The 20,432-nt window shown below is 71.9% G+C and carries 22 protein-coding genes; 12 read left to right on the forward strand and 10 right to left on the reverse strand.

From position 1 onward, the window contains the following. Positions 1-92 precede the first annotated feature (92 nt). Complete coding sequence (locus tag ACMCNN_RS02185; RefSeq protein ID WP_412747025.1) at positions 93-1,355, forward strand: S1C family serine protease; 1,263 nt, start codon at positions 93-95, stop codon at positions 1,353-1,355. 63 nt (positions 1,356-1,418) lie between these two features. Next, positions 1,419-1,853 (forward strand): preprotein translocase subunit TatB, encoded by a 435-nt coding sequence (locus tag ACMCNN_RS02190; protein ID WP_412744493.1) that lies wholly within the window; start codon positions 1,419-1,421, stop codon positions 1,851-1,853. A 23-nt stretch (positions 1,854-1,876) separates the two neighbouring features. Here ACMCNN_RS02190 and ACMCNN_RS02195 read toward each other — a convergent pair whose 3' ends face one another. The 3 genes from ACMCNN_RS02195 to ACMCNN_RS02205 all read right to left on the reverse strand — a co-directional run bounded on the left by ACMCNN_RS02195 (position 1,877) and on the right by ACMCNN_RS02205 (position 4,924). Beyond that, entirely contained in the window at positions 1,877-3,037 is a 1,161-nt protein-coding gene (locus ACMCNN_RS02195; RefSeq protein ID WP_412744494.1) for an Mrp/NBP35 family ATP-binding protein, read from the reverse strand. Between the two features lie 65 nt (positions 3,038-3,102). Continuing rightward, entirely contained in the window at positions 3,103-3,618 is a 516-nt protein-coding gene (locus tag ACMCNN_RS02200; protein WP_412744495.1) for a DUF1003 domain-containing protein, read from the reverse strand. Then, a complete protein-coding gene (locus ACMCNN_RS02205) occupies positions 3,611-4,924 on the reverse strand; it encodes a magnesium transporter MgtE N-terminal domain-containing protein (protein WP_412744496.1) in 1,314 nt (437 codons plus the stop codon). Before ACMCNN_RS02205 ends, ACMCNN_RS02200 begins: the two co-directional genes overlap by 8 nt. A gap of 27 nt (positions 4,925-4,951) precedes the next feature. Here ACMCNN_RS02205 and ACMCNN_RS02210 point away from each other — a divergent pair, with 27 nt between their 5' ends. Beyond that, on the forward strand, positions 4,952-5,824 hold the full coding sequence (locus ACMCNN_RS02210) for a PhzF family phenazine biosynthesis protein (protein WP_412744497.1): 873 nt from the start codon (positions 4,952-4,954) through the stop codon (positions 5,822-5,824). A gap of 68 nt (positions 5,825-5,892) precedes the next feature. Here the strand turns inward: ACMCNN_RS02210 and ACMCNN_RS02215 are convergent, their stop codons facing one another. Beyond that, the gene (locus ACMCNN_RS02215; RefSeq protein WP_412744498.1) at positions 5,893-6,387 is read right to left on the reverse strand and encodes a hypothetical protein; all 495 of its coding nucleotides are present in this window, start codon (positions 6,385-6,387) and stop codon (positions 5,893-5,895) included. A 185-nt stretch (positions 6,388-6,572) separates the two neighbouring features. Further along, positions 6,573-7,271, reverse strand: coding sequence for an HAD family hydrolase (locus ACMCNN_RS02220; protein WP_412744499.1), 699 nt, complete (start codon positions 7,269-7,271; stop codon positions 6,573-6,575). A 155-nt stretch (positions 7,272-7,426) separates the two neighbouring features. Between ACMCNN_RS02220 and ACMCNN_RS02225 the strand changes: the two genes are divergently transcribed. Continuing rightward, entirely contained in the window at positions 7,427-8,380 is a 954-nt protein-coding gene (locus tag ACMCNN_RS02225) for a DMT family transporter (RefSeq protein WP_412744500.1), read from the forward strand. 214 nt (positions 8,381-8,594) lie between these two features. Then, positions 8,595-9,536 carry an SDR family NAD(P)-dependent oxidoreductase gene (locus ACMCNN_RS02230; protein ID WP_412744501.1) on the forward strand — a complete coding sequence of 314 codons (942 nt, stop codon included), beginning with the start codon at positions 8,595-8,597 and terminating at the stop codon, positions 9,534-9,536. A 69-nt stretch (positions 9,537-9,605) separates the two neighbouring features. On the opposite strand, the gene ACMCNN_RS02235 is transcribed toward ACMCNN_RS02230, so the two are convergent. From ACMCNN_RS02235 to trxA, 4 genes are all read right to left on the reverse strand, one after another. Beyond that, the gene (locus tag ACMCNN_RS02235) at positions 9,606-10,112 is read right to left on the reverse strand and encodes a DUF4190 domain-containing protein (RefSeq protein ID WP_412744502.1); all 507 of its coding nucleotides are present in this window, start codon (positions 10,110-10,112) and stop codon (positions 9,606-9,608) included. An 89-nt stretch (positions 10,113-10,201) separates the two neighbouring features. Continuing rightward, on the reverse strand, positions 10,202-10,609 hold the full coding sequence (locus ACMCNN_RS02240; protein WP_412744503.1) for a CoA-binding protein: 408 nt from the start codon (positions 10,607-10,609) through the stop codon (positions 10,202-10,204). Positions 10,610-10,629: 20 nt separating this feature from the next. After that, the gene (locus tag ACMCNN_RS02245; RefSeq protein ID WP_412744504.1) at positions 10,630-12,768 is read right to left on the reverse strand and encodes an intein-containing Rv2578c family radical SAM protein; all 2,139 of its coding nucleotides are present in this window, start codon (positions 12,766-12,768) and stop codon (positions 10,630-10,632) included. Between the two features lie 157 nt (positions 12,769-12,925). Further along, positions 12,926-13,288 carry a thioredoxin gene (gene trxA, locus ACMCNN_RS02250; RefSeq protein WP_412744505.1) on the reverse strand — a complete coding sequence of 121 codons (363 nt, stop codon included), beginning with the start codon at positions 13,286-13,288 and terminating at the stop codon, positions 12,926-12,928. Positions 13,289-13,915: 627 nt separating this feature from the next. Here trxA and ACMCNN_RS02255 point away from each other — a divergent pair. The 7 genes from ACMCNN_RS02255 to ACMCNN_RS02285 all read left to right on the forward strand — a co-directional run bounded on the left by ACMCNN_RS02255 (position 13,916) and on the right by ACMCNN_RS02285 (position 19,361). Further along, entirely contained in the window at positions 13,916-14,539 is a 624-nt protein-coding gene (locus ACMCNN_RS02255; protein WP_412744506.1) for a TrmH family RNA methyltransferase, read from the forward strand. Positions 14,540-14,765: 226 nt separating this feature from the next. Further along, entirely contained in the window at positions 14,766-15,425 is a 660-nt protein-coding gene (locus ACMCNN_RS02260; RefSeq protein WP_412744507.1) for a DUF6758 family protein, read from the forward strand. A gap of 118 nt (positions 15,426-15,543) precedes the next feature. Continuing rightward, on the forward strand, positions 15,544-15,702 hold the full coding sequence (locus tag ACMCNN_RS02265; RefSeq protein WP_412744508.1) for a hypothetical protein: 159 nt from the start codon (positions 15,544-15,546) through the stop codon (positions 15,700-15,702). A 9-nt stretch (positions 15,703-15,711) separates the two neighbouring features. Beyond that, on the forward strand, positions 15,712-16,572 hold the full coding sequence (locus tag ACMCNN_RS02270) for a PH domain-containing protein (RefSeq protein WP_412744509.1): 861 nt from the start codon (positions 15,712-15,714) through the stop codon (positions 16,570-16,572). A 43-nt stretch (positions 16,573-16,615) separates the two neighbouring features. Next, positions 16,616-17,467 carry a PHP domain-containing protein gene (locus ACMCNN_RS02275; RefSeq protein ID WP_412744510.1) on the forward strand — a complete coding sequence of 284 codons (852 nt, stop codon included), beginning with the start codon at positions 16,616-16,618 and terminating at the stop codon, positions 17,465-17,467. A gap of 52 nt (positions 17,468-17,519) precedes the next feature. Beyond that, complete coding sequence (locus tag ACMCNN_RS02280; protein WP_412744511.1) at positions 17,520-18,131, forward strand: MarC family protein; 612 nt, start codon at positions 17,520-17,522, stop codon at positions 18,129-18,131. A gap of 414 nt (positions 18,132-18,545) precedes the next feature. Continuing rightward, the gene (locus ACMCNN_RS02285) at positions 18,546-19,361 is read left to right on the forward strand and encodes a RecB family exonuclease (RefSeq protein ID WP_412744512.1); all 816 of its coding nucleotides are present in this window, start codon (positions 18,546-18,548) and stop codon (positions 19,359-19,361) included. A 128-nt stretch (positions 19,362-19,489) separates the two neighbouring features. Here ACMCNN_RS02285 and ACMCNN_RS02290 read toward each other — a convergent pair whose 3' ends face one another. Then, the gene (locus ACMCNN_RS02290; protein ID WP_412744513.1) at positions 19,490-20,353 is read right to left on the reverse strand and encodes an oxygenase MpaB family protein; all 864 of its coding nucleotides are present in this window, start codon (positions 20,351-20,353) and stop codon (positions 19,490-19,492) included. Positions 20,354-20,432 lie beyond the last annotated feature (79 nt).

A 20,432-nucleotide genomic window follows, 5' to 3' on the forward strand; every position in this document is an offset into this window, starting at 1 on the left:
ATGGATCGAATACCCGGGCCCTGGACCGGCGGTTCGCTGCCACCGATCCGTGTCATCCTGGGAGGGGAGCCGGGATGAGTGGAGGCATCGACGTGACCGACGGCTGGAACTGGCGCCAGCCTCAACCGCCGACGCCGCCCTCCGGGCCGTCCGCGGCGGGGTCGCCATGGTGGTCCGACGCGCTCGCGGACCCGTGGCGCGACCCGCACGCGCCCGCTGCCGTGGTGGTGCCCAGCCCGCCGACGAGCGGGGGGCCGGCGCCCGAGCTGGTCAGCGACCCCGACGGGCCGCGCCGCTCGTACGCTCCGGTCCTGCTGATCTGCCTGATCACGGCCATGCTGGCGGGCGGCCTCGGCGGCACCCTGGGCTACGTGTTCGCGGCCCGCAACGGGGTGGGTGGCGGCACGACGCTGGGTGCCGCGCCGCCGCAGACCGCACCGTCATCCGTGCAGCGCGCCCCCGAGTCCCAGGCCGGGGTGGCGAAGAAGGTGATGCCCAGCGTGGTGACCGTCCGGGTGACCGGCGCGATCGGCTCCGGCTTCGTGGCCACCACCGACGGGTACGTGATCACCAACGATCACGTGGTGGAGGGCGCCGACAAGACCATGTCCGTGGCGTTCACCGACGGCACCACCGCCTCGGCCAAGGTGGTCGGGCGTGACCCCGAGTCGGACATCGCCGTCATCAAGGTCAACAGGTCGCGGCTCAGCCCCGTCGTCTTCGGCAACTCCGACGCGATCGCGGTCGGCGACCGGGTGCTGGCCTTCGGTGCCCCGCTCGGCCTGGTGAACACCGTGACCGACGGCATCGTCAGCGCGCTGGACCGCACCATCCAGGCCGGCGAGCCGGGCGGCACCACCCGGTACTACGCGGCCATCCAGACCGACGCGGCGGTGAACCAGGGCAACTCCGGCGGCCCCCTGGTCGACGCGGACGGCCGGGTGATCGGGATGAACTCCGTGATCCGCTCCGTGGGCGGCACGGAGACCGAGGCGGGCAACATCGGGCTCGCCTTCGCCATCCCGATCAACCAGGTACGCCGGGTGGCCAAGGACATCATCGACACGGGCAAGGCCCGCCGTACGGTGATCGGGGCCGAGGTGGCCGCCACCGGCGGCCTGGTGGGCTCCGGCGGGGCCCGGCTGCGCGCCGTGGAGCCGTCCGGTCCCGCCGCGGCGGCCGGTCTCAAGCCCGGTGACGTGCTCACCCGCCTCGACGGCCACGTCATCGAGGACGGCACGGACCTGATCGCGCTGGTCCGCAAGCACGACCCGGGCGCCACCGTGGCCGTCGAGTACCGGCGGGGCAGCAAGACCGAGACGGCTTCGGTCACCTTGGCCGAGGACACCAACTGAGCCGGTGTGCGTACTCTTGGTCGGCGGTGCAGCTACGGACGGGAAGGCAGGGGAGGTCGGGCCGTGTTCGAGAACCTGAACTGGTGGGAGATTCTCGCCCTGCTCATGCTCGCTCTGCTGATCTTCGGTGAGCGGCTGCCCAAGGTCATCGGGGATGGCCTGCGGATGCTGCGCGGCCTGCGCGCGATGGCCCAGAACGCGACCAGCGACCTGAGCCGCGAGCTGGGCACGGACATCCAGCTCCAGGACCTGCACCCGAAGGCGTTCATCCGCAAGCACCTGCTCAGCGAGGACGAGGAGGCGGCGCTGCGCCAGCCGCTGCAGGGCCTCTTCGACGACGTCAAGAGCGACCTGAACGGCGTCAAGACCGGCCTCAACGGCGTCAAGAGCGACCTGGGCGACGCCACGGACTGGCGCAGCACAGCGACGCCGGGCGCAGCCGTGGCGCCGCAGCAGCCCCGTCCCGTCGCCGACCGCTTCGACGTCGACGCCACCTGAGCCGGGCGGGCCCGGCCCGAGGGTCAGCCGCGGCGGGCGTTGACCATCAGGCCCAGCGGCTTGCCGACCAGCGACTCCCGGCGTACGGCCAGGCGCTCCGCGACCGCGTCGAGGGCCTGTGCGGCCGGGGCCGACGGGTCGGCCACCACGATCGGGGTGCCCGCGTCGCCTGCCTCACGGACCCGGGTGTCCAGCGGGATCTGGCCCAGCAGGGGCACCGAGGCACCCACCGTACGGGTCAGCGAGTCGGCCACCGTGGCGCCGCCGCCCGCCCCGAACACCTCCATGCGGGAGCCGTCCGGCAGTTCCAGCCACGACATGTTCTCCACCACGCCGACCAGGCGCTGGTGGGTCTGCAGCGCGATCGCCCCGGCCCGCTCGGCCACCTCGGCGGCCGCGGCCTGCGGGGTGGTCACCACGAGGATCTCGGCGTTCGGCAGGAGCTGGGCCAGGGAGATCGCCACGTCGCCGGTGCCGGGCGGCAGGTCCAGCAGCAGCACGTCCAGGTCGCCCCAGTAGACGTCCGCCAGGAACTGCTGCAACGCCCGGTGCAGCATCGGGCCGCGCCACACCACGGCCGCGTTGCCCGCGGTGAACATGCCGATCGAGATGACCTTCACGCCGTGCGACTGCGGCGGCATGATCATGTCCTCGACCCGGGTGGGCTTGCCGTCCACGCCGAGCATCCGGGGCACCGAGTGGCCGTAGATGTCCGCGTCGATCACGCCGACCGACAGGCCACGCTTGGCCAGGGCGGCGGCCAGGTTCACCGTCACGCTGGACTTGCCCACCCCGCCCTTGCCGGAGGCGATCGCGTACACCCTGGTCCGGGAGCCGGGCTGGGCGAACGGGATCACCGGCTCCGCGGTCGCCGCGCCGCCGCCGCGCAGGGTGGTCTGCAACTGCTGGCGCTGCTCGGCGGTCATCACCCCGAAGTCGATCTCGACGGCGGTGATGCCGGGGATCCGGGTCAGCGCCGCGGTGATGTCCGCGTTGAGCTTGTCGCGCAGCGGGCAGCCGGCGACGGTGAGCAGCAGCTCGACGCGTACCCGCCCGTCGGCGACGGTGAAGCCTTTGACCATGCCGAGGTCGGTGATCGGCCGGCGGATCTCGGGGTCGTCGACGGTGGCGAGGGCGGCCTGAATGGCCTCCTCGAGGGTCGCTGCGGCGGGCGATGCGGGCATGGCGACGATGTTACTGCGCGGTCAGCTCCACGCATCCTCCCCGCCACTGTGATGCTGTGCGCTCGTCAGACGTCCTGGTCGCGCCGGTCCAGCTTCGCCCGGCGGGCCGCCGCCTCGTCCAGCTCGTCGGCCAGCCGGGCCAGCTCCGAACGGACGAAGTCACGGGTCGCCACCTCGCCCAGTGCGATCCGCAGCGCCGCGATCTCCCGGGCCAGGTACTCCGTGTCGGCCTTCTGCATGGCCGCCCGGCGCCGGTCCTCCTCCATCGCCAGGCGGTCCCGGTCGGCCTGCCGGTTCTGCGCCAACAGGATCAGTGGTGCCGCGTACGACGCCTGCAGCGACAGCACCAGCGTCAGGAACGTGAACGTGTACGGGTCGAACCGCAGGTTCTTCGGCGCCATCGTGTTCCACGCGAACCACAGACCGATGACCACGGTCATGTAGACGATGAACTTCGCCGTACCCATGTAGCGGGCGATGCTCTCCGACCAGCGCCCGAACGCCTCCGGGTCGAAGCGGGGCAGGCGGACCCGGCCCGGCTCGACCGGCTGGTCGAGCCGGTCGCGCCGAGGCTCACTCATCGCTGAGCCTCGGCAGGATGACGGCCGCTACGCCCGGTGCTGGCTCGTCGTCCGGGGCGTCCCGGTCACGCCAGTCGCGCGGCAGCGAGTGGTCGAGCACGTCGTCGACCGTCACCGCGCCGAGCAACCGGTGCGCCGGATCCACCACCGGCCAGGCGACCAGGTCGTACGTCGCCATCCGCTTGGTGATCTCCGGCAGGGTGGCCTGCGGCGGCAGCGGGTCGAGGTCGTTGTCCACGATTCCGCCGAGCAGCGTGGCCGGCGGCTCCCGGAGTAGCCGCTGGAAGTGCACCATGCCCAGGTACTTGCCGGTCGGCGTCGCGGACGGAGCCCGCGCCACGAACACCTGCGCCGCGACGACCGGAGACAGCTCGGGGCTGCGGATGCGGGCCAGCGCCTCGGCCACTGTCGCGTCGGGGGTGAGGATCACCGGCTCCGAGGTCATCACGCTGCCCGCCGTGCCCGGCCGGTAGCTCATCAGCTGGCGGACCGGGGCGGCCTCCTCGGGCTCCATCAGGTCGAGCAGCACGACCTGCTCGGCCTTGGGCAGCTCGGCCAGCAGGTCCGCGGCGTCGTCCGGGTCCATCCGTTCGAGTACGTCGGCCGCCCGCTCCCGGTCCAGCCGGGCCAGGATCTCCACCTGGTCGTGCTCCGGCAGCTCCTCCATGACGTCGGCCAGCGTGCGGTCGCTGAGCGCGGCCGCCACCTCGTTGCGCCGGGCGTCGGAGAGGTCCTGCAGCGCGTTGGCCATGTCCGCGGGGCGCATCTGCTCCAGCAGGGCCAGCAGGTTCGAGGTGCCCTGGGCGTCCGTGGGGCCGACCAGGCCACGCACCCGGTCGTACTCGACCTGGTAGACGTGTCCGCGGCGGGCGAGCCGCCCGGTGTGCTCGCGGACCGCGACGCGGGTGATCAGCCACTCGTTGTTGCGGTTCAGCTCCATGCCGAGGTCCACGACGGTGCCGGACTGGCCGGTGCCCTCGCCGTCCTCGGGCAGCACTGTCACCCGGCGGTCCAACAGGTCGCCCAGGATCAGCAGCTCGTTCTGCCGCTTCTCGAACCGGCGCAGGTTCAGCGTGCCGGTGCCGAGCACCACCGCCTCGGCGTCCATCGAGGTCACCCGGCCGATCGGCAGGAAGATCCGCCGACGCAGGGCCATCTCGGCGACCAGGCCCACGACCTGCGGCGGACGGTTCGTGGTGCGCAGGCGGACCACGGCGTCGCGGACCCGGCCCACGCGGTCGCCGTTGGGATCGAACACGGGCAGCGCGGCCAATCGCGCGAGATACACCCTCGTCCCCATGGTCACGGGTTCAGCCTAGGTTAGCGTCGGGACATGTCTACCGTGGTGTACGAGATCGTGGACGTATTCACCGATCGTCCGTTCGCGGGGAACCCGTTGGCGGTCGTCTTCGGAGCCGAGTCCCTCGCCGGTGACCAGATGCAGGCGCTGGCCCGCGAGTTCAACCTCTCCGAGACGGTGTTCGTGCTGCCCGCCGAGTCCGGCGGCAGTTACCGTGCCCGCATCTTCACCCCCGAGGCGGAGCTGCCGTTCGCCGGTCACCCCAGCGTCGGCGCCGCGGTGACCTCCGTACGCCGGGGCCTGGCCGCACCCGGCTCCCTCGTGCAGGAGTGCGGGGCCGGGCCGCTGCCGGTCGAGGTCACCGAGGACGGGTCGGCCACGCTCACCGGTGGCACCCCGACGCTGGGCGCGCCGATGGATCCGGCGCCGCTGCTGGCCATGGCCGGGCTCACCGCCGACGACCTGGCCGGGCAGGCGGCGCCGCGCCTCGCCGGGTGCGGCCTGGAGTTCGCGTTCCTTCCGGTACGCCGGGAAGCCCTCGCCCGCGCCCGGGTGGATGAGGGCGCCGCGGAACGGCTCGGGGTGTCCCAAATAAGCGTATTCGCCTGGGACGACGCGCAGCGCTCGGCGTACGCCCGGGTGTTCTGCCCCGGGGTGTCGGTGCCGGAGGATCCGGCCACCGGATCGGCGGCGCTCGGGCTCGGGGTGTGGCTGGTCGCGGCGGGGTGGCTGCCGGGGGACGGCACCGCCGCGTACACCGTGCACCAGGGGATCGAGATGCACCGGCCGTCGCTGCTGGCGTGCACGGTCACGGCGGAGGCCGGAGCCGCGACTCGGGCCACCGTCTCCGGGCACGTGGTGCCCGTGGCGCGGGGCGAGATCGCCGTCCCGCCGTTCCGCGGCTGAACCGTCGGGTCGCCCCCACCCCGCCAGCCCGAGCCGCCGGCTCAGCGGGGTCGGTACCGCCTGGCGGCTCAGCGGCGGCGGACTCGGTGCAGCCGGAACGGGCGGCGGACCGGGACGCGGGCCGGGGTCTCCCTCGGTGGTGCGGACTGTGCGCCGTCGGGCAGGGCGGGCGCGGCGACCGGTTGCTCCCCGGCGGTGGTGAGCCGGACGATCGCGCAGCCGTCACGCTCCCAGCGGGCGACCACCTCCTCGGCCGTACCCGAGGCATTGAGCCGCTTGGCGGCGAGCTGCGGCGCGACCTCCGCCCAGTCGTCCGAGCCGGGGGCGATCCGGGCGGCGGCCGCCTCCCAGATCACGATCAGGCCGCCGGTGTCGCCGCGCAGCCGTACGGTGGCGCGGGTCGCGTCGGCCAGCTCCGGCGCCGACTGCTCGCCGGGGCCGCACACCACGATCAGTGCCCCGTCCAGGGGCAGGCACCACAGAGCGCGGGCCGGGCCGTCCCCGACACTGATCCAGGCCACGGCCGCCTTCTTGACGGCCTCCTCCACGAGCGCAGCTGTCACAGACCCATCCTGTCACCCACCCCGCCGCCTCCCGCACCCTGCTCGCGCCGAAGTTGATGACTTCGGGTCAGCGCCGAACCGAAACTCATCAAGATCCGCAAAGGCTGCGCTCTTGCGGTGCGGGATGGCCGTCATCGGCGCCGTGGCCCGGCCGGTCGGCGTTTCACGGCCGCGGTCGGAAGTGCTCAGACCAGGACGGGGTGACGGTCGACCAGATTCACGATCTCGGTCAGCGAGGAGACGGTCGCGCCGGTGAAGCCGTCGTCGTGGTCGAAGACGAGGTGGTCGGCCAGGTCGGGTGCGGCCAGCCGGACGGCGGTCATGCCGACCGCCTCGGCTCCGGTCAGCTCGCGGCTGCCGCCGTCCCCGACGTACAGACAGTCCCGGGGCGCCACGCCGAGGCGGTCGCAGGCGGCCAGGTAGATCCGGGGGTCCGGCTTGCAGACGCCCAGTTCCACCGAGAACACCTGGGCGTCGAGCAGACGGGCCACGGGCAGGGTGGGCAGAAAAGCGGGCAGTTCGTGGGTGCAGTCGCTGACCAGGGCGGTGGCGAGCCCGCGGCGGCGTAACTTCATGAGAGCGCTCACCGCGTCCGCGCGCAGCCGGGTATCGGCACGCAGGGCGTTGATCCGGGCCGGCATAGCGGCTGCCAGCTGGCCCGGGCCGGGGTGGCCGCCCGCCTGCTCGATCACCCACCCTAGGGTGTCCTCGGCGGATCCGAAGAGTCCCCGGGCCCGGGCCCGGAACGACCGATCGAGTACGCCCACGACGACGTCGGGGTCGCAGCCGAGGAAGCGGGCGATGGCGGCATGCTGTGGCCCGCGCCGGACGGAGCGGGTCAGCGTACCGAAGAAGTCAAACACGACCGCACCGTATGCGGGCATGCCGATCAGCCTCCGGGCATCGAGAGAGTTACATCGAGAAAACGAACAGGGGCCGGAACCGTCGGTGAGCGTAGCCACCGATTTACTCTGCGCTCAATGGAGGTTCACAAATTGTGACGCGGCAGTCCGGGTCATGTCAGCGGCGGAACTGAGCCATGCCCTCATCGCGCCATTCATCGAACCTGCCCACCGTCGTCGCGCTCACCGTGGCGGTGCTGGCCGTCTCCTCGTCTGCGCCGTTGATCAAGTTCGCGGCGGCACCCGCGCTGGCCGTGGCATTCTGGCGCAACGGCCTGGCCGCCCTCGCATTGACCCCTGTCGCTTGGGGCCCGCGCCGCGCCGAGCTGCGCGACGTGCTCCGCGGCGTACGCCGCCGGGACGGCATGTTCTGCCTGCTGGCCGGTGCCGCGCTCGCCGCGCACTTCGCCACCTGGATGCCGAGCGTCCAGCTCGGCTCCGTGGCCACCGCGACCGCGCTCGTGGCCACCCAGCCGGTATGGCAGGGCCTGATCGCCGCCGCGCAGGGCCGGCGCCCCACCGTGGCGGGCTGGTGCGGCATCGCGCTGGCCGTGGCGGGCGCCGCCTGGGCCACCGGTGCCGACGTCGGCGTCTCCGGCCGGGCCGTCGCCGCGGACGTGCTGGCCCTGCTCGGCGGCCTGTTCGCGGCCGTCTACACCGCGCTGGGGGAGCGGGCCCGAACCCGGCTGACCACCACCACGTACACGTGGATCTGTTACGGCACCTGCGCCGGGCTGCTGCTGGTGGTCTGCCTGGCCGCCCGGCTCCCGCTGACCGGGTACGACCCTGGTACCTGGGCCGCGATCCTCGCCCTCGTGGTGGGTGCCCAGCTGCTCGGCCACTCGATGTTCAACTACGCGCTGCACCGCACCTCGGCCACCACGGTCAGCGTGCTGATCCTGCTGGAGGTACCCGGCGCGGCACTGATCGCCTGGGTCTGGCTCGGCCAGGTGCCCCGCGCCGGAGCCCTGCCCGGCATCGCACTGCTGCTGGTGGGTGTCGCGGTGGTCGTGCTCGGCGCGGGCCTGCGCCGCGGCGAGCGGGACGCGACCGCGTCGCTGGCCGACGCCGCCGACCCCTCGCCCCGGTGATCGCCCGCCCGCGGCCGCGCTCAGTCTGCAGGCGTGCCTCGGCGTGGTCGTGGTTCACCCGCCCCGCCGCATGGGGCGTCGATGACAAGATGAACACGCGGATAACGAACCGCCGCGACCACTCAGGGTGACCGGCGCGCCGCGGTGTCAATTCTGGCGCGCCACGGTGACGTCGATGTTTGCCCCAGAAAGCGCAAGCGGGCAGGATCGCCGCATGGTCTATGACGCACGTTCGGTCAGCGGCAGCCGGTCACGGAAGGACGCCACGCGCCCCGCGGCGGGCCGCCGCCCCCGCGCCACGACGGCCGCCGCCGACACCGACGCGGACCTCGCCGTGGAACGCCCGGCCGCGCTCCCCGCGGACGAGCCGGACGCCTCGCCCGAGGAGGCTCCAGTGACCTTGCGCCTCGACGGGAAGGTCGCGCTGGTCACGGGCGCGGGCAGCCCGGACGGCATCGGGTACGCGACCGCCAGGCGGCTGCGCGACCTCGGCGCCCGGGTGGCGATCGTGTCCACCACGCGCCGCATCCACGACCGCGCCTCGGAACTCGGGGTCACCGGCTTCGTCGCCGACCTCACCGACGAGGCCGAGGTGGGCGCGCTGGCCGACGCCATCTCCGATCAGCTCGGCGACATCGAGGTGCTGGTCAACAACGCCGGGCTGGCCAGCCGGACCAGTCCCGAGGTGCTGCGTCCAGTAGCCCAGCTGACCTACGACGAGTGGCGTGCCGAGATCGATCGGAACCTGAGCACCGCGTTCCTGTGCAGCCGGGCGTTCGTGGGCAGCATGTGCGAGCGTGGGTGGGGTCGGATCGTCAACCTGGCCGCCACGGCCGGTCCGATCAACGCCCTGCCCACCGAAGCCGCGTACGCCGCGGCGAAGGCCGGGGTGCTGGGCCTCACCCGAGCCCTGGCCATGGAGCTCGTCGCGGACGGCGTGAACGTCAACTGTGTCGCCCCCGGAACGATCTACACGGCGGCGTCCACGGTCACCGAGATCAAGCAGGGGCTCGGCACCCCGATCGGCCGTCCCGGCACCCCGGACGAGGTGGCCGCGGCGATCGCGTTCCTGTGTTCGCCGGCCGCGTCGTACATCACGGGTCAGATGCTGGTCGTGGACGGCGGCAACAGCGTCCGCGAGGCCGAATTCCGCTGACCCGGGCGTCGCGACAGCGCCCGGCCTCCGGTCGACCCGGGATTGCCCCTGGTCGACCGGGCCGCCGGGTCAGTACGTGCTGGTGCTGCTGGTGGCAGCGCCGATGATGATGGCCCCGAGGCAGAACAGCAGGGGCAGGATGGTGAAGATGTAGCCGAGCCACAGGCCGGCCGTCGCCAGACCCTCCCCGCCCTCACCGGTCTCCCGAATCTGCTTCTTCGCCACGTGACCCAGGACGATCGCGGCGGGCGAGAAGACGAACGCGAAGACCAGCGCCAGGATCGCCATGGTGTTGGTGCTCTGTCCGGCCGCGTAGGGCTGTGCGTACGGCTGAGCGCCGTACGGTTGCTGCCCGTATTGCGGCTGCCCGTACGGCTGCTGTCCGTATTGCGGTTGCTGCCCGTACGCCTGCGGGGGGTACGGCTGGCTGCTCGTCGGCGGAAGGTACGGCTGCCCGCTGGCCGGTGCACCGCTGGCCGGGGCCGCATACGGGTCCGAGGCGTAGGGGTTCGGCTGCTCGTAGGGCTGCTGCGGCTGGTATGGATCCGGCGTGCCGCCGGGCGGCGGATAAGTCATGTCAGGGTCCTCCTCGTGTAACCGGCACCGTACTAGTCGAGTCGAGGCCGGCGACATCCGCGCTTGGCGTCGGTCGCCCGGCTAACCGTTCAGGCCTGGCGGGTGAGACCCGCGGCGGCGCGTTCGACCATGACGCAGCGGTCCTCGACGTAGTCGAGTCCCGCCTCGGTGGCGATCCGGCGCGCTTCGGCGGAGACGATGCCGCTCTGCAGCCACACCGCGGGAATCTTGGCGGCGATCGCCTGCCGCACGATCTCGACCGCGTCGGCGGCCGGCCGGAAGATGTCGACGAGGTCGACCGGCTCCCGGATATCGGCCAGCGTCCGGTAGGCCCGCTGCCCGAACACCTCGTCAACGAACGGGTTGACCGGGATGACGTGCCAGCCGTGTCGGAGCATGTGCAGCGGCACCGAGTGGGCCGGCTTCCCAGGGTCCCGTGAGGCGCCCACGACCGCGATCACCTTCGCGTCGGCCAGGATCTGCCGTGCACTGCGCATGGTCCGACTCTATCGACGGATCAGAGCAGGGTGAGCTGTTCCACCTCCGCCTGTGACGTCCGATGCACGACCCGGCCGCCGCGCGGTGCGGAGCCGGCCGCCGCGCCCGGTGGCCGATCGCCGTCGCCGCCGTCCACCTGGTGGGACTCGGCCGGATCCGGGCGGTGCAGTCCGTGGCGGCGAGCGGCCAGCCGGACCCGGGCGGCGATCTCTGCCTGCGTCGCCCGGGGCAGGTGGGACCCGGCCCCGTAAAGCTCCCGGTAGCGTGGCGCCAGCTCCGGATGCTCGCGGGTGAGCCAGGCCGCATACCACTCGCGGGCGCCGCGTCGCAGGTGCAGGGCCAAGGGTGTCACGCTCACCGCTCCGGCCCCGGCGATCGCGGCCACCGTCTCCTCGATCGACTCCTCCGTGTCGGTGAGGCCGGGCAGGATCGGGGCCATCAGCACGCCGACCGCGAAGCCGGCGTCGGTGAGGGCACGTACCGCGTCCAGCCGGCGCCTCGGGCTGGGGGTGCCCGGTTCGACGGAGCGCCAGATCCGCTCATCGACGAAGCCGATCGAGAAGGACAGTCCGACCGGGGCGACCTCGGCGGCCTGCTTGAGCAGCTCCAGGTCCCGCAGGATGAGGGTCCCCTTGGTGAGGATCGAGAAGGGATTCGCGAAGTCTCGCAACGCGGCGAGGATCGGCGGCATCAGCCGGTACCGCCCTTCGGCACGTTGGTAGACGTCCACGTTGGTGCCCATCGCGATGGGTGCGCCGCGCCAGGTGGCGGCGGCCAACTCCCGGCGGACGAGTTCCCCCGCGTTGACCTTGACCACGATCCTGGTGTCGAAGTCGCGGCCGGCGTCCAGGTCCAGGTAGGTATGTGTGTTGCGGGCGAAGCAGTTGTGGCTCACCACGCCGTCCGCGAGGAAGTCCCCCGTGCCGGTGGTGAGGTCGTACAGCGGCAGGGTGAGGCCGAGCTCCTCGATGTCCACGACGGTGAGGCGGGCGTCGGTGCGCACGCCGATCCCGGACGCGTCCAGCGGTGCCGTGTCGGCTCCGGTGGCGTGCCGGAACCGCAGCGCGGACCAGAGGTCACGGCCCAGCTCGGCGGTGGACGGGCCCCCGCGGACGCCGGGCGTGCGGCGGCTGGGCAGGCCCAGGTGCGTCAGCGCCTCCGTGACCCGGCGCAGGAACGCCTCGTCGTGGCTGGTGAAGGCGACCGCGAGGCGCTGGGCGTGGCCGGTGGCGCCGAACGCGCCCGCCAGGAAGCCGCGGTGCCAGTCACCGGTCGGGCATTCGGGCCAGCGCAGCGCCTCGTGCAGTGCGACGTCCTCCAGGTACGCGTCGGCACGCTCCCAGGCACCGGCGGCGCGTCCGCCCGGACGGGAGCCGAGGTCGTCGGCGCCTGCCCACGACGACCGGCTCCGCTCCGATTCGCGGGTGGCGGCGCGGCTGGATCGGGCGCGGCGACCCGTGCCGGACCGGGTGGACCACGTCGCGTCGCCGCGGACCAGGCCACACACGAAGCCCGCCCGGTAGTCGGGTGATTCCTTGGGCGGATCCGCGAAGCGGCCGACCCCGGCCATCCGGTCCCCGACCGCGAGGACCGGGCAACCGGCACGCGCGGGGCTGACGTGGCGCCAGCCGCGGTCGGTCAGGAAGCGGTGCTCGCCGCCGGATACCAGCCGGGTGCCGTCGGCAAGGGTGACCCGGTACGCGGGCCGCGTCGTCGACCAGTGCGCGAGGACGGTGGTGGCGACATACCGGCGGTGGGCGCCGGCGCCCGTGGTGCCGAGGACGGCTTCGCCGGCACGTATCTGGGCCAGCGGTCTGGTGGAGCCGTCGGCCAGCAGGATGGGTGTGTCCCCGCCGAGGCAATACGTGCAGGCATGCGAGCAGCCACGGTACGGGTTGATCGTCCACTCGAAGGGCAGCCGTGACGCAGCCGGAACCCGGTTGATGATCGACTTGGCCTGGATCTCGTAGAACGTCAATCCGCTGAAGGACGGTGTGTCGAACGTGCGGACTCTGGCCCGGGGCAGCGCCAGTGGCAGGGGCGGGGCCACCGGAGCCGTCGCCCCGGGCGGGGCAGGGTCGAGCGCTGCAGGGACGAGCGCCGCGGTGTCGGGGTCGGGCGCGGTGCTCTCCTGAGCCACGAGATGGGACCAGCGCATGGGTGCTATTCGAACATGTGTTCGACTCGTCTGTCCATCCGCCGCGCCGATATTCACCGGAGACGGTGAAGGCCCGGTGCGCGGGCGCCGGGCCTTCGGGGTGCTGTGGATCGGGTGCTGCGAATCGGGATGCTGCCGCTCGTCGTACGGCGAAGCGTCAGTGCTGGTGTGTCGCGAGCTGCTTGCGGACGTCCTCCATGTCCAACTTCTCGACCTGGTCGATCAGGGACTCCAGGGCGGACTCGGGGAGCGCGCCGGCCTGCGAGAAGACGATCACGCCGTCCCGGATCGCCATGATCGTGGGGATCGAGCGGATGTCGAACTTCGCGGCGAGCGCCTGCTCGGCCTCGGTGTCCACCTTGCCGAAGGTGATCTCGGGGTGCTTCTCCGACGAGCGCTCGTACGTCGGCGCGAACCGCACACACGGCCCGCACCAGCTGGCCCAGAAGTCGACCAGAACGATGCCGTCCTTGCCGGTGGCCTCGTCGAAGTTCGCTGCCGTCAAGTTAACGGTCGCCATGATCTCTCCGTCCATGGGAAGTGTCGTACGTGCGGTGAAACCCATCGTTCACCTCGGCAATTCCCTCGCGGAAGTGCGGCACGCCGTGGGCTTCGGCACGGTGCGGCATCCGGCGATCACGGTTGGTTTCACGCACGGTAGGGAGAGCGCTCTCGGATGTTTCAACCTTTTGTACGACCGCACTCGGGTGAGTGACGGCCCGGAGTGTCGGTCATCCGACACAATCCTGCCCTATCCGCAAAGTGACCTGCGCGTAGGGTAACTGTAAACAAAGTTAAGTGTGACCTGAGTCACGCCTGCGTGCTCTTCACATCGATACAGACGGTGAGGCAAACTTTTCCGCAACAGAGCGTGGGCGGCGGGTGCCGGGGAGGGCCCCGCCGCTCATTGCGTCCGCCTCCGGTTGCCCCCGGCTCGGGAAGCAGTTCTCCCGCCCGCACCGGAATCCTTCAGACCCCGCAGCCCCGGGCCCGGATCTTGGCAAGTTGGGCGCCGACAGCCAACCGATACCGGCATCCGCGCGTGGCGGCAGGCTGGTCGGGAACTGTCGCCAACAGGCTGGCCAGGGAACAGGAAGCGCGGACGCGGCACACCGTCGCCGGGCCGGCCGCCGTAGCCTGATCGCCCATGACCGAGGACGACGCCGAGATCGGGGTGGGGCCGTGGCCCGGGCCATGGCCGGACGGCGAGCAGTACGATCCCGAGCTTCTCGCGACCGGCGACCGGCGCAACGTGGTCGACCGCTACCGCTACTGGCGCCGCGAGGCGGTCGTAGCCGATCTCGACCGGCGCCGGCACGATTTCCACGTCGCCATCGAAAACTGGCAGCACGACCTCAACATCGGCACGGTCGTCCGCAACGCCAACGCGTTCCTCGCGGCTGAGGTGCACATCGTGGGCCTACGCCGCTGGAACCGCCGCGGCGCCATGGTCACGGACCGGTACCAGCACGTCCGGCACCACGCCACGATCGAGGACTTCGTGGCCTGGGCCAGGGCCGACGGACTTCCGATCGTCGGCATCGACAATCTGCCCGGCTCCCGGGCGATGGAGACCGTGACTCTGCCCCGGCGCTGCGTGCTGCTGTTCGGCCAGGAGGGGCCGGGCCTGTCCGGTGCCGCCCGGATGGCCTGTGATCAGGTGTTCTCCATAGCCCAGTACGGCTCGACGCGGTCGATCAACGCGGGTGTCGCCAGCGGCATCGCCATGCATGCCTGGATCCGCGCGCATGCGGGTCCACCGGCCGAGTGACGCGGCCGGCCCGAGAGCAGCCGCCGCAGTGACCCGAGTGGCCCCGGACCGACCCGACTGACCCCGAGGTGACCCGACTGACCCCGGACTGACCCGAGTGACCCCGAAGTGACCGGAGTCCGCCGAACCGGCCCGGACGGGGCGAATCCGCACGCCGCGACCAGGTTCTGCCGATTCGCTTGACGGCGGCCCGCCCTGCCCGCACGGTAGGGGGGTGGGTGTCACAGTGAGTTGCCCCCGATGCGGTGCGCATGTCCGGCCGCCGGACCTGATGCACAGCGACTGGCGCTGCGACAACTGTGGAGAGGTCCCGCCGTTCCACGTCGCCCAGCACATTGGCGCCGACATCCTGGAGAGCGTCCTGCGCCGCATGGCGCCCCCGGCCGAGCGGATCCCGCTGTGGTGCCCCTGGCCGCTGGCGGCCGGCTGGATGGTCACGGGCGTCGGCTGGGCCGGGGACGACCGCAGCGGGGTACGCGCGACCGCGCTCGCCTGCAGCGGGCCCGACCCGCTCGGCGGTGGACCGGCCGACCTCGTGCTCATCGCGGAGCAGCCCGGCGTCGGCCTCGGCACCCGCTTCGCCGGCATTCCCGGCATCGATCCCGGCCACCTCATCAGTGAGGCGCTGGCCGACTCGGGGCCGCAGGGCCCGCACGCCAAGGTCAAGGCGGGCGGGCATCCCACTCCACTGTGGTGCGTCAAGTCCCCGGAGGATCGAAGCGCCTACGTGAGTGAGGCGAAAGGAATGTGGCTCTATGCGGTAGCGTGGCCGGCAAGCGCGGGCTACTTCCTCGCCGAACACGTCGTCCTACACGATCTGTCCGATGGGGTGCCGCCCGAGCTTGTGTACGGAGCGCCGTCGCCGTACCTGCACGGGAAAGCGTGACCTGCGGGAACGGAATTGGCGATTCGGCCACAATGTTCACACGGAGCGACCAAGCTGATACCGTCGGTACTGTCGCGGCGCTGACCGTCACCCGCACCGGAGGAGAAGAAGGCAGGCCATGATCAAGAAGGTACTCACCTGGCTTGGCATCGCATTCTTGATCTTCTTTATCGCCTTCAATCCGAACTCGGCCGCCGCGGTGTTCGAATCGCTCGGCAGCACGATCGGCGACATCGCCCAGGGCTTCGGGACGTTCTTCACGAACCTCGTCGCGTAGCATTGCCGGATGGGTCCTGGTGAGCCACGGCATCCCGACGACGAGGGTGCCCGCCGTCCGCGCGACGGCGAGGGTCGTCCACATGATGACGACGAGACGTTCGGATACAACGATCCCGCCTTCAACTCCGGCCCGGAGTACAACCCCGACGCCGCCTATTCGGACGGTCCCGGCTACTCGCCCGACGCAGGCTACTCGCCGAGCGCCGGTTACGGCTCGTCAAGCCCGGAGGAGTACCCCGACGAGTACGAATCCCCGGTCTTCACGGCGGAGGAACTCGAGGGTCTCGGCGCCGGCTCCGGCCCGCGCCGGGTGCTGCCGCTCGAGGACGAGCCGACCACCCTGGTCGCCAAGTACCTGTTCCCCACCGAGCGCTACCGCGGCGAGTGGAAGCGGCACTGGATCCACCTGACCACCCCGTTGCTCGTCGGCGCGGGCGGCACGCTCCTGCTCGGATACCTCGCCGGGTTCCTTACCCGGCAGCAGATCAACGGTCTCGTGACGGCCGCCGTCCTGCTCTGGCTCGGCGTGATCGCGTGGGTGACCTGGCGTGTCTTCGACTGGTATTTCGACCGCTTCATCCTGACCAACAAGCGGGTCATGGTCGTCAACGGCATGATCACCCGCAAGGTGGCCATGATGCCGCTGCTGCGGGTCACCGACATGAAGTACACCCAGTCCCCCCTCGGTCGCCTGCTCAACTACGGCACCTTCGTGCTGGAGTCGGCTGGCCAGGACCAGGCGTTGCGTGAGGTCAAGCACCTGCCCAACCCGAACGAGCTGTACCTGCGCGTCGTCGAGGAGATGTACGAGCCGCAGGCGGTCGAGGCCCGCCTCGGCAAGGACGGTGACGCGGGCGACGACGCCTGACGTTCCCCGTCACCCACGTGCACTCACCCGTTAACTTCTTCGGGTGACCCGAATCGACCTGCACTGCCACTCGACGGCCAGCGACGGCACCCTGACCCCGGCCGAGCTGATGGCCGCAGGTCGCGACGCCGGACTCGACGTCATGGCGATCACGGACCACGACACCACGGGCGGCTGGGCCGCGGCGGCCGCCGCCCGACCGGCCGGGCTGAGGCTGGTCCGTGGCGCCGAGCTGTCCTGCCGCTGGTATGGCGTGCAGCCCGCGATCCCGCTGCACCTGTTGGCGTACCTGTTCGACCCCGCCGAGCCGCGGCTGGCCGCCGACCTGGCGCTCCTGCGCACCGACCGCGAGCGGCGCGCCGAACGCATCGTCGAACTCCTGCGCGCCGACGGGGTGGACATCACCTGGCCGGAGGTGCAGGGCTATGCGGCCGGCGGATCGGTGGGCCGCCCGCACATCGCCCAGGCGCTGATCCGGGCCGGTCTCGTCCGCACGACCAACGAGGCGTTCGCGTCGCGCTGGCTCGGTACGCGGTACTTCGTACCCAAAGCCGATCTGGACGTCTTCGAAGCGGTCAGGGCGGTCCGCGCGGCCGGCGGTGTGCCGGTCTTCGCCCACCCGCGGGCCACCCGCCGGGGCCGCGTGGTGCCGGACAAGCTCATCGAGGAACTCGCCGAGGCGGGCCTGTTCGGGCTCGAGGCGGACCACGAGGACCACTCGCCGGAGGAACGCGAACACGTCCGGGCGCTCGCCGACCGACTCGGCCTGGTCGTGACCGGCTCGTCGGACTTCCACGGCACCCACAAGACCGTCCGGCTCGGCGCGTTCACGACCGCGCCGGAGGCGTTCGAGCGGATCGCGGAGGCCGCCACCGGCGTACCCGTGCTGGGGTGACGATGCGCGCAGTCCCCTGCCGCGTCCTTCCGTGGCCGCCTAGGTTGATCTCGTGAATCTGAAGCTGTTCGGCGAGGTCTTCGTGACCCTCCTGGTGATCGTCGATCCGCCGGGCATGGTGCCGGTCTTCCTGGCGCTGACCGGCACCATGCCGACCAGACAGCGGACCCGCGCGGGCACCCAGGCGGTGGGCCTCGCCCTCGGCGTCATCGTGGTGTTCGCCGTGGCCGGCCAGACCCTGCTCGACTACCTGCACGTCGAGCTGCCCGCGCTGCAGGGCGCCGGCGGCCTGCTGCTCGTGCTGGTGGCACTGCAGTTGCTCACCGGCAAGACCGACGAACCCTCGGAGCAGGGCAGCACGACCAACGTCGCCCTGGTGCCGATCGGCACCCCGCTGCTGGCCGGGCCGGGCGCGATCGTCGCGACGATGCTTTTCGTACGGCGTGCCGAGGGCGCGCCGGACTATGTGGTCATCGGCCTCGGCATCCTCGCCGTCATGATCACGGTGTGGCTGGTGCTGCGTTTCTCCGGTGTCATCGTCCGGCTGCTGCGCCCCGGTGGCATCGAGGTGCTGACCCGCATCGCCGGTCTGCTGCTGGCGGCCATCGCGGTCCAGCTCATGGCGGACGCGGTCGCCGCGTTCGTGCGCCTGTACTCGGCCTGAGTCCATTCTGTCGGTCGGTGCTGGCAGGATGACCGGGTGTCTTCGACGACGCCCCACCGCCCCCTGCCGAGCCAGTCCGGTCCAGGTGCCCAGTCCGCTCCGGGTGCCCCGTCCCGTCCCGCTGCCCAGTCCCGTCCAGGTGCCCAGTCCGGTCCAGGTGCCGATTCGGGCCTGGCTGTTGAGCCCAGCCCGGCCGGTGAGCCCAGCCCGGCTGCTGAGCCCAGCCCGGCTGCTGAGCCCAGCCCGGCCGCCGCGTCGGGGCGGCCCGGCGCGCAGGCCCTACCGGGTCAGCTCGGTCCGGGCCAGCCGCGCCGAGGTCGACCCGGCGCTGGGCGGTCGGGTAGCGCGGGCCGGTCGGGTGCTGCCCGGTCCGGCCCGGGCAAGCCCGCCCACGAGCAGCTGGGCTTCGCCGGCATGCCCGAGCGTCTCTTCGTGTGCACCCCCAGCAAGCTCGCGGCCTACGAGGACTGCCCACGCCGATACCGCTATTCGTACGTCGACCGCCCCGCCCCGCAGAAGGGACCGCCGTGGGCGCACAACTCGCTCGGCGCGAGCGTCCACACGGCCCTGAAGAACTGGTACGCCCTGCCCGCGACGCGCCGCGGTCCTGAGGCGCTACCCACACTGCTCACCTCGACGTGGGTGGGGGAGGGCTACCGCGACACCGAGCAGGAGCGACAGGCGCACCGGCGGGCGCTCGACTGGCTCGAGTCCTACGTGGCCACCCTCGACCCGGCCGACGAACCGCTCGGGGTGGAGCGCGTGGTCGCCGCCCGGACGGCCGTGCTGGCGTTCAACGGTCGCGCGGACCGGATCGACGCCCGGCCCGGTCCCGCGGGTCCCGAAGCGGTCATCGTGGACTACAAGACCGGACGGGCCGAGCTGGGCCCCGACGATGCCCGCGGCTCGCGGGCCCTGGCGCTGTACGCGTTCGCGGCGCAACGGGTGTTCCGCCGCCCGTGTCGCCGCGTCGAGTTGCACCACCTGCCCACCGGCAGGGTCGCCGTCCACGAGCACACCGACGACTCACTGGCCCGCCAGCTGGCTCGCGCCGAGGACACGGCCCGCGACATCGTCGCCGCGGAGAAGGCGGTCGAGGCCGGCGGCGACCCCGACGCCGAGTTCCCGGTCCGGCCGGGATCGCTGTGCGCGTGGTGCGACTTCCGGCGCACCTGCCCCGCGGGCGCCGATGCCCCGGCGAAGGAGACGTGGGCCGCGCTGGCGGTATAGGGGTCGCAGCCGGGGTGCAGGAGGCGTGAGCCGCGTCCGTGGTCCAGGCGGTCTGCCCGCTTCGGGGGCCATGAAGCGCGCCCTCGGTTCAGGCGGTTGAGCCTGGTGAGGCATGGAGCGTCCGCGGTTCAGGCGGCGAGGCCTATGCGGGTGAGCGCTGCCTGGCGCATCGACGCGGACCGGTACCGGCTGGGCACGGTGGCCAGTACCGCGCCGAGAAGGAGACGCATGCTTCGTACAGAGAGGGCTGCGGTCAGGTCCGTGGTGGGCCAGCCGAGCCCGCCGTACATGCGGCGGGCCCAGGGTGGCAGTAGGCCGAACGCGGTCGCCGCGATACCGAGATACGCCCACCGGGTCGGGCCCAGGGTCAACCCGAGTCGTACCGCGCGGCTGCCCCAGTCGTCCGGCACCGGCGGCACCGTGAGGAACAGTCCGGTCTCGGCGCTGTCCCGGGTCAGGCCCAGTTCCGGCTGGATCGCCGCGTAGTACGCCGCTGTCTCGGCGGCCGTACCGGGGACGGTGGCCGGATCGAGGCCGACGACTTCGGCGGCGCGCCGCTGCTCCGTGTAGTACGCGTCGACCTCCGCGCCGGTCAGCTTCACCCCCGCCCGGCAGGCGGTGGTCAGGAACGATTCGACCTCGGTGACGTGCACCCAGCGCAGCAGCTCCGGGTCGTCAATCCGGAAGCGTTCACCGGTCCGGGGGTCCACCGCGCTCAGCCGGGCATGGATGCGGCGTACCCGGCGCCCGACGGCCTCGACCTCCGCCGTGCTGCCGTAGATCACGGTGCCGACGTAGTCGCTGGTACGGGTCAGGCGCCCCCACGGATCGGACCGGTAGTCGGAGTTCTGCGCTACCCCGGCGACCGCCCGGGGGTGCAGGGCCTGCAGGTACAGCGAGCGCAGCCCGCCGAGCAGGAGGATCGGCTCCTTGTGCAGCTTCCAGGTGACCGAACCGGGACCGAAAAGCCCGACATCGTGACGGCTGTCCATGCCCTACAGCCTGCCATGCCCGCCCGGCTGAAAGTTGAACTTGTTCAGTTGACCGTCGCGCGAAGAGGGCGCGGCACGG

It is taken from the genome of Krasilnikovia sp. MM14-A1004, assembly GCF_047159485.1.
In the GTDB taxonomy this organism is placed as follows: domain Bacteria; phylum Actinomycetota; class Actinomycetes; order Mycobacteriales; family Micromonosporaceae; genus Actinoplanes.

What these genes read in the sequence shown, in the direction of transcription:
- ACMCNN_RS02200 (WP_412744495.1), bottom strand. Translation starts at nt 3,618, where the DNA reads ATGAGTGAGCCTCGGCGCGACCGGCTCGACCAGCCGGTCGAGCCGGGC.
- ACMCNN_RS02255 (WP_412744506.1), top strand. Translation starts at nt 13,916, where the DNA reads ATGACCGAGGACGACGCCGAGATCGGGGTGGGGCCGTGGCCCGGGCCA.
- ACMCNN_RS02265 (WP_412744508.1), top strand. Translation starts at nt 15,544, where the DNA reads ATGATCAAGAAGGTACTCACCTGGCTTGGCATCGCATTCTTGATCTTC.
- ACMCNN_RS02240 (WP_412744503.1), bottom strand. Translation starts at nt 10,609, where the DNA reads ATGCGCAGTGCACGGCAGATCCTGGCCGACGCGAAGGTGATCGCGGTC.
- ACMCNN_RS02245 (WP_412744504.1), bottom strand. Translation starts at nt 12,768, where the DNA reads ATGCGCTGGTCCCATCTCGTGGCTCAGGAGAGCACCGCGCCCGACCCC.
- ACMCNN_RS02220 (WP_412744499.1), bottom strand. Translation starts at nt 7,271, where the DNA reads ATGCCCGCATACGGTGCGGTCGTGTTTGACTTCTTCGGTACGCTGACC.
- ACMCNN_RS02195 (WP_412744494.1), bottom strand. Translation starts at nt 3,037, where the DNA reads ATGCCCGCATCGCCCGCCGCAGCGACCCTCGAGGAGGCCATTCAGGCC.
- ACMCNN_RS02290 (WP_412744513.1), bottom strand. Translation starts at nt 20,353, where the DNA reads ATGGACAGCCGTCACGATGTCGGGCTTTTCGGTCCCGGTTCGGTCACC.
- trxA (WP_412744505.1), bottom strand. Translation starts at nt 13,288, where the DNA reads ATGGCGACCGTTAACTTGACGGCAGCGAACTTCGACGAGGCCACCGGC.
- ACMCNN_RS02225 (WP_412744500.1), top strand. Translation starts at nt 7,427, where the DNA reads ATGCCCTCATCGCGCCATTCATCGAACCTGCCCACCGTCGTCGCGCTC.
- ACMCNN_RS02235 (WP_412744502.1), bottom strand. Translation starts at nt 10,112, where the DNA reads ATGACTTATCCGCCGCCCGGCGGCACGCCGGATCCATACCAGCCGCAG.
- ACMCNN_RS02210 (WP_412744497.1), top strand. Translation starts at nt 4,952, where the DNA reads ATGTCTACCGTGGTGTACGAGATCGTGGACGTATTCACCGATCGTCCG.
- ACMCNN_RS02285 (WP_412744512.1), top strand. Translation starts at nt 18,546, where the DNA reads ATGCCCGAGCGTCTCTTCGTGTGCACCCCCAGCAAGCTCGCGGCCTAC.
- ACMCNN_RS02230 (WP_412744501.1), top strand. Translation starts at nt 8,595, where the DNA reads ATGGTCTATGACGCACGTTCGGTCAGCGGCAGCCGGTCACGGAAGGAC.
- ACMCNN_RS02270 (WP_412744509.1), top strand. Translation starts at nt 15,712, where the DNA reads ATGGGTCCTGGTGAGCCACGGCATCCCGACGACGAGGGTGCCCGCCGT.